Source organism: Pseudomonas sp. R62, assembly GCF_000257605.1.
GTDB classification, from domain to species: Bacteria; Pseudomonadota; Gammaproteobacteria; order Pseudomonadales; family Pseudomonadaceae; genus Aquipseudomonas; species Aquipseudomonas atacamensis.
This window is the reverse complement of the sequence record NZ_JH635999.1, coordinates 1,756,562-1,763,978: the sequence shown is the minus strand read 5'-3', so window position 1 is coordinate 1,763,978 and position 7,417 is coordinate 1,756,562. Positions and strand designations below refer to the sequence as shown.

The 7,417-nt window shown below is 60.6% G+C and carries 5 protein-coding genes; 2 read left to right on the top strand and 3 right to left on the bottom strand.

Translation table 11 applies throughout. The features are described from left to right. From OQK_RS25840 to OQK_RS25830, 3 genes are all read right to left on the bottom strand, one after another. On the bottom strand, nucleotides 1-943 hold a 943-nt coding region (locus OQK_RS25840), incomplete at its 3' end, for a DUF58 domain-containing protein (RefSeq protein ID WP_016774988.1). Between the two features lie 5 nt (nucleotides 944-948). Next, the gene (locus OQK_RS25835) at nucleotides 949-1,908 is read right to left on the bottom strand and encodes an AAA family ATPase (protein ID WP_007913915.1); all 960 of its coding nucleotides are present in this window, start codon (nucleotides 1,906-1,908) and stop codon (nucleotides 949-951) included. 347 nt (nucleotides 1,909-2,255) lie between these two features. Further along, nucleotides 2,256-2,609 (bottom strand): hypothetical protein, encoded by a 354-nt coding sequence (locus tag OQK_RS25830; RefSeq protein ID WP_016774987.1) that lies wholly within the window; start codon nucleotides 2,607-2,609, stop codon nucleotides 2,256-2,258. A 293-nt stretch (nucleotides 2,610-2,902) separates the two neighbouring features. Between OQK_RS25830 and OQK_RS25825 the strand changes: the two genes are divergently transcribed. Then, on the top strand, nucleotides 2,903-4,297 hold the full coding sequence (locus tag OQK_RS25825; protein ID WP_016774986.1) for a hypothetical protein: 1,395 nt from the start codon (nucleotides 2,903-2,905) through the stop codon (nucleotides 4,295-4,297). 479 nt (nucleotides 4,298-4,776) lie between these two features. Next, nucleotides 4,777-7,417: NAD-glutamate dehydrogenase domain-containing protein (locus tag OQK_RS25820; RefSeq protein ID WP_038861777.1), on the top strand; the 2,641-nt coding region annotated here is incomplete at its 3' end.

Below are 7,417 nucleotides of genomic sequence, written 5' to 3'. Positions count from 1 at the left end.
ATCGACCTTTCCCCGGACGCTGCGGGTTGAGGAACTCGCGCATCTGCTCGACCATTTCGCTCTGCGTGCTCAAGGGCATCAGCAACACCCGCAGCTTCTGCGCGAGCAATTCCCAGCGAGCTATGCGCGCTTCGGCCTGGGCGCGGTAGGTCTGGCGCAGGTCGAAGTTCAGCGTGTCGATTTCCAGCTGCGCGCCACGCTCGGCAAAGCGCAGCAGGCCGGCGGCGGGCAGAGCATGATCCAGCGGATCGGACAGCGGCAACATCAGCAGATCACAATGCCGCGCCAGCAAACTCAGTTGTTGTTCGGCGCTGTCGGACAGCGCGCGTTCGTCGCAAATGACGATGGCCAGACTGCCCGGGCGCAGCACTTCCCTCGCGCGGCGCAGGGCCACGCCGAAGGCATCGCGATCCGGCTCGCGCTCGCTGTGCAGCGACTGATTAACCTTGACCAGGCGGTTGAGCAATTGCAGCAGGCTCTGCTTGCTGCGCCGAGGCTTGATTTCGTAGTGCTCGTTGTCGCCGAACACCAATCCGCCGACGCGGTCGTTGTGCCCCAGCGCGGCCCAGCCGATCAACGCCGCGACCTGCGCCGCCAGCACCGACTTGAACATCAGCCCCGAGCCGAAGAACAGCCGCGTGCTTTGCTCGACCATGATGAAAATCGGTCGCTCGCGTTCTTCATGGAACAGCTTGGTGTGCGGTTCCTGCGTGCGCGCGGTGACGCGCCAATCGATGGTGCGCACATCGTCGCCGGCCTGATACACCCGCACCTGATCGAAGTCGACGCCACGGCCACGGAATTTCGAGTGATGCAGGCCGATCAGCGGGCTGCGCTGACTCGGCGTGGAAAACAACTGTACCTCGCGCACGCGGTGACGCATCTCGATCAGCTCGGCGAGGCTGATGCGGATACCGGGTTCGGAGGGCAGGGCGGCGTTCATGGGGGTCAAGCGACGGCGACGACGTCGAGAATCCGCTGCACCACGCGATCCTGATCGATGCCAGCGGCTTCGGCTTCGAACGACAGAATGATGCGGTGGCGCAACACGTCGAACAGCACGGCCTGAATGTCTTCCGGGCTGACGAAATCGCGACCGGCCAGCCAGGCGTGGGCGCGGGCGCAGCGATCGAGGGCAATCGAACCGCGCGGACTGGCGCCGTAAGCGATCCACTCGGCCATTTCCGGGTCGAACTTGGCCGGGTTGCGCGTGGCCATGACCAGTTGCACCAGGTATTCCTCCACGGCGTCGGCCATGTACAAACCAAGGATTTCCTTGCGCGCGGCGAAGATCGCCTGCTGGCTGACCCGGCGCTCGGGCTTGGTCTCACCGTTCAACGCCTCGCCACGCGCCTGCTGGAGGATGCGCCGTTCGACGGCGGCGTCGGGGAAGCCGATCTTGACGTGCATGAGGAAACGGTCGAGCTGGGCTTCCGGCAGCGGATAGGTGCCTTCCTGTTCGATCGGGTTCTGCGTGGCCATCACCAGAAACAGCGGCGACAGCTCATAGGTGCTGCGCCCGACGCTGACCTGACGCTCGGCCATCGCTTCGAGCAAGGCCGATTGCACCTTGGCCGGCGCGCGGTTGATTTCGTCGGCCAGCACCAGGTTGTGGAAGATCGGCCCTTGCTGGAAGACGAAACTGCCGGTTTCCGGGCGATAGATTTCGGTGCCGGTGATGTCGGCCGGCAGCAGGTCGGGGGTGAACTGAATACGATGGAACTGGGCTTCGATGCCCTCGGCGAGTTCTTTGATCGCTTTGGTCTTGGCCAGACCGGGAGCGCCCTCGACCAGCATGTGGCCGTCGGCGAGCAGGGCGATGAGCAAGCGCTCGATGAGTTTTTCCTGGCCGAGAATCTGCGTTGAAAGAAAGGTTCGCAGCGCCAGCAGCGCTTCACGATGTTCCATCGGTGACTGTTCCTGGAAAGGGGGTGGCCGGGGCGTTCGGATAACGCCGGGGCTGGGGGCGTTACTTTAATCCATCGCGGGGGGCGGCGACTAACGGCATTTTGTGCAAAAGAGCAAAAGATCGCGGGTTTCGGCAGCTTCCCGGTTGGAATGCGATCCCCTGTAGGAGCTGCCGAAGGCTGCGATCTTTTGATCTTTCGCAAAGCAGGAAATTGTAGCGGCGCCAGTGCCGGCCCTATCGCTGGCAAGCCAGCTCCCACAGGTTTCGGCGCAGTGCATGCGATTGGTGCAGCGCATCGGTCCCTGTGGGAGCTGGCTTGCCAGCGATAGGGCCCTTCCAGGCCCCATCAAACCTCGCTGATAAAGGTCCCGGTCCCATCGAGAATATTCTTCAAAGTCTCAACAACCTCATCCATATCCACCATATCCGGGTTGAAGCTGATCTCCAGCACATCATCGCCATTCAACGCATCGGCATCCGCCGCAGCAATCTCGATCTTCAGCAGTTTCGAAGTCAGCGTGACCTTCACCCCGTCAAGCGTCGAAGGCTCGCCATCCAGGGTGATCTCCAGCTCATCCTCATCCGGATAACGGCTCATCAGGAACATCTCGCCCTTGTCGCTGTGGCAGCAGAGCATGGCCATGTTGTCTTCTTCGTCGTCGCACGGGTTGACGATCAGTAGGGCGGTGGTCATTTGCATGGGGGAAATCCTGGGCAGTGGCGGCGGTGAGTCTGTTCGAAGGCGCGATTTTGCCAGTCTCAACCGGTTTGCGCTGCCTGCATCGGTAAAAAGTGGCAAAGCAGGACATTTCTGTCGCCCGGTTCTGAGTAGCGAGAAGGGAAAATCCGACGCCAGCGTAAGGCAATTACCGGATGCGCAAAATCCACCCGAAATTGCGATTTTTCGCTTGTGATCGCCACCGCTTTGCCGTTAGTTTCGCCGCTCTTGCGCAACGGAGTGCGTTACGAAACCCCCAGAAAAGGACCTTTGCCATGACCCAATATTTCGACCGCGCCGAAGAAATCCGCCACCTGTCCGATGAACAGATCGAGGAAATCTACAAGCGCTATCTCGAAGGCGAGAAAACTGCCGCGCTGATGGCGGAATTTCAGATCCCTGCAACGGTGCGCAGTCTGCTCAAGGTTCTGCCCCCGGTTATCAGTGCCGACCTCAGCTGTCCTTACTGCAAACTGCCGATGTGGGTGCGCCGACACGCCAGAGGTACTCCGCTTTCGCTGCGCAGTACCTTCAAATGCGTACGCTGTGAGCACCAGCAAAGCCTACCCGGCACCAATACCCGCCACACGACATGCAGCTGCACAGAATGTTTCAAGGTGCGCCAGCAGCAGCTTGCCGCCCGGGCCACGCGTGATCGCCTGGAATTGGAAGCTCGATATGGCGCGCGATGCCCCGCAGTGCCTTACGCCAATCTGGGATTTGTGCAGAAGCTGACGTTGCTCGCTTTGCTGGATGATGGTTATGGCGCGACCGTTGAATGGATTGCGCCGTTGAATGCGCCATCCAGAGAAGAGCTGCTCGCCCTGACGTTCGAGGCCCGTGAAGAGTTGCTCAAAAGCCTGCACGAAGCCGGGGTGCTGGCAGTTTCCACCGATTCCGACATCAACGCCTTCGATCGCAGCGAGGGCTGCAATATCCGCGAGTACAGCGCGGTGCGCTGGCTGCCCAGCGTCACGCTCGACGGCGTAACGCGCTGTGCCCGCGAGAATTTGTATCAGGTGCTGTATCAGGAGTTGTCGGGCAGCGTCAAAGCCGCCTGGAAGAGCGAAATCTATTCGCTGGTCTTCAGTCTCGCCCGCGAAGCGTCCATTCAATACATCCGTGTGCTGGCCGCTGAAGTGGATTTTGCCTTCACGGCCGAGGCCCGTGCCGAGGAGGTGGTCGGGCAGTTGCTGCAGGACTTCTCGGTGAGTCAGTTGTATTACTTCGCCCGCCTGGCGGTACGAAACGCCGCGCACTTTTATGCCACCGGCAATTCCAAAGGGCGCAGTCACGCCTCCAACACCATTCCGCGCAACATGCTGAGCACGGCGCAGGACGCGCTCGCGCGCAACTGGCGCAAGAACGCCCATCGCGATGCGCGAGTACCGCAAACGGCCTTGCAGCGCTTGCTCTACGACGTGGTGCTCAAGGACAGCGGCGCCGGATTTTCCAAATCGCCGGGCATGTACTGGCGTGACGAACTGGTCCCGCAATTCTTTTCCGCCGTGGCGTTCGACAGCGACTTGCTCAGCCATCTGCGCCTGTTCTGCCGCGAATGCGATTCGAGCAACATCGACGCCAGCATGGACAAGCAGATCCTGCAGACGATGTGCTACGACTGCGCCACGGTGAGCAAATTCAGAGCCTTTGAGGAACTGCCGGACTGATCCGCGTCAACCGCTGGCGCTGAACCGGATGCCACGCTCAGGGTCGATAACAGGGCCTTGGGCGTTTTCGTTTCCGGATATGTAACGTCCTCGGCGACCGACCTGGCACGAAAGTCCCGTGAAACCGGGGTTTCGAACCTGCATTTCGGCGCACGCCTGCTAGTGTTGATGCAGGCCAAACCCTGCATTTACGTGCCAATGACCGAATATGTCGCAGCACCGCAAGCAGACACATTGTCGCACCCATTAAGCTGCGCAACGGATGAGCACCCGTAAAGGCATTGCCGGCAGTGCTGGCAGTCGCTTTTGCAGATGCTCATTCATGGAAGGTGAATGTGACCTGAGTGTCCCGTCCAGCTTCACCCACCTGTCTCCCTGTTTCCTCTGCCCGAGAATCAGGAACAGGGCGACACCAGCCCCGAAAGGGGTGTTGCACGCGACGCTTTCCATCAATAACAAGCTTAAGCGGAGTACCACAGATGGCGTTCTTCACCGCAGCCAGCAAAGCCGACTTCCAGCACCAACTGCAAGCGGCACTGGCGCAGCACATCAGTGAACAGGCACTGCCACAAGTGGCGCTGTTCGCTGAACAATTCTTCGGCATCATTTCCCTGGACGAGCTGACTCAACGTCGCCTCTCCGACCTCGCTGGCTGTACTCTCTCTGCGTGGCGCCTGCTTGAGCGCTTCGATCACGCGCAACCGCAAGTGCGTGTCTACAACCCCGATTACGAACGCCACGGCTGGCAGTCGACCCACACCGCGGTCGAAGTGCTGCACCACGACCTGCCATTTCTGGTCGACTCGGTGCGTACCGAGCTGAACCGTCGCGGCTACAGCATTCACACCCTGCAGACCACCGTGCTCAGCGTACGTCGTGGCAGCAAGGGCGAATTGCTGGAAGTCCTGCCAAAAGGCAGCACCGGCGAAGGCGTGCTGCACGAATCGCTGATGTACCTGGAAATCGACCGTTGCGCCAACGCGGCCGAGCTGAACGTGCTGAGCAAAGAGCTTGAGCAGGTGCTCGGTGAAGTGCGCGTCGCCGTCGCTGACTTCGAGCCGATGAAAGCCAAGGTGCAGGACATCCTCACCCAGCTCGACAACAGCGCCTATCCGGTCGATGCCGACGAAAAGAACGAAATCAAGAGCTTCCTGGAATGGCTGGTGGGCAACCACTTCACCTTCCTCGGCTACGAAGAGTTTGTGGTTACCGATCAGGCCGATGGCGGCCACATCGAGTACGACCAGAGCTCCTTCCTCGGCCTGACCAAACTGCTGCGCACCGGCCTGACCTACGAAGACCTGCGCATCGAAGACTACGCCGTGTCCTACCTGCGCGAACCGACCCTGCTGTCGTTCGCCAAGGCTGCGCACCCGAGCCGCGTACACCGTCCGGCTTATCCGGATTATGTGTCGATCCGTGAAATCGACGCCGACGGCAAAGTCATCAAGGAACACCGTTTCATGGGCCTGTACACCTCCTCGGTGTATGGCGAGAGCGTGCGGGTCATCCCGTTCATCCGCCGCAAGGTCGAAGAAATCGAGCGCCGCTCCGGCTTCCAGTCCAAGGCTCACCTGGGCAAGGAACTGGCGCAGGTCCTCGAAGTGCTGCCGCGTGATGATCTGTTCCAGACTCCGGTCGACGAACTGTTCACCACCGTGATGTCGATCGTGCAGATCCAGGAACGCAACAAGATCCGCGTGTTCCTGCGCAAAGACCCGTACGGTCGCTTCTGCTACTGCCTGGCCTATGTGCCGCGCGACATTTACTCCACCGAAGTCCGCCAGAAGATCCAGCAAGTGCTGATGGAGCGCCTGAAGGCTTCCGATTGCGAGTTCTGGACTTTCTTCTCGGAATCCGTGCTGGCCCGCGTGCAGCTGATTCTGCGCGTCGATCCGAAGAATCGCCTCGACATCGACCCGGTACTGCTGGAAAAAGAAGTGGTCCAGGCCTGCCGCAGCTGGCAGGACGACTACGCCGCACTGACCGTCGAAAGCTTCGGCGAAGCCCACGGCACCAACGTGCTGGCCGACTTCCCGAAAGGCTTCCCGGCCGGCTACCGCGAGCGTTTCGCTGCGCATTCGGCCGTGGTCGACATGCAGCACCTGCTGAGCCTCAACGAAAAAAATCCGCTGGTGATGAGCTTCTATCAGCCGCTCGGTCAGGTCTCCGGCCAGCGCGAGCTGCATTGCAAGCTGTATCACGCCGACACGCCGCTGGCGCTGTCCGACGTCCTGCCGATTCTGGAAAACCTCGGCCTGCGCGTACTGGGTGAATTCCCGTATCGCCTGCGCCACACCAACGGCCGCGAATTCTGGATTCACGATTTCGCCTTCACCGCCGCCGAAGGTCTGGACCTCGACATCCAGCAACTCAACGACACCCTGCAGGACGCGTTCGTGCACATCGTGCGTGGCGATGCCGAAAACGATGCGTTCAACCGTCTGGTGCTGACCGCTGGTCTGCCATGGCGCGACGTCGCGCTGCTGCGTGCCTACGCCCGTTACCTGAAGCAGATTCGTCTGGGCTTCGACCTGGGTTACATCGCCAGCACCCTGAACAACCACACCGACATCGCTCGCGAACTGACCCGGTTGTTCAAGACCCGTTTCTACCTGGCGCGCAAGCTCGGCAGCGATGATCTGGAAGACAAGCAACTGCGTCTGGAACAAGCGATTCTGACCGCACTGGACGATGTTCAGGTGCTCAACGAAGACCGCATCCTGCGTCGTTACCTCGACCTGATCAAAGCCACCCTGCGCACCAACTTCTATCAGACTGACGCCAACGGCCAGAACAAGTCGTACTTCAGCTTCAAGTTCAACCCGCATGCCATCCCTGAGCTGCCCAAGCCAGTGCCGAAGTTTGAAATCTTCGTCTACTCGCCACGCGTCGAAGGCGTGCACCTGCGCTTCGGCAACGTTGCTCGTGGTGGCCTGCGCTGGTCCGACCGTGAAGAAGACTTCCGTACCGAAGTGCTCGGCCTGGTAAAAGCCCAGCAAGTGAAGAACTCGGTCATCGTGCCAGTGGGTGCGAAGGGCGGCTTCCTGCCGCGTCGCCTGCCACTGGGCGGCAGCCGTGACGAGATCGCGGCCGAGGGCATCGCCTGCTACCGCATCT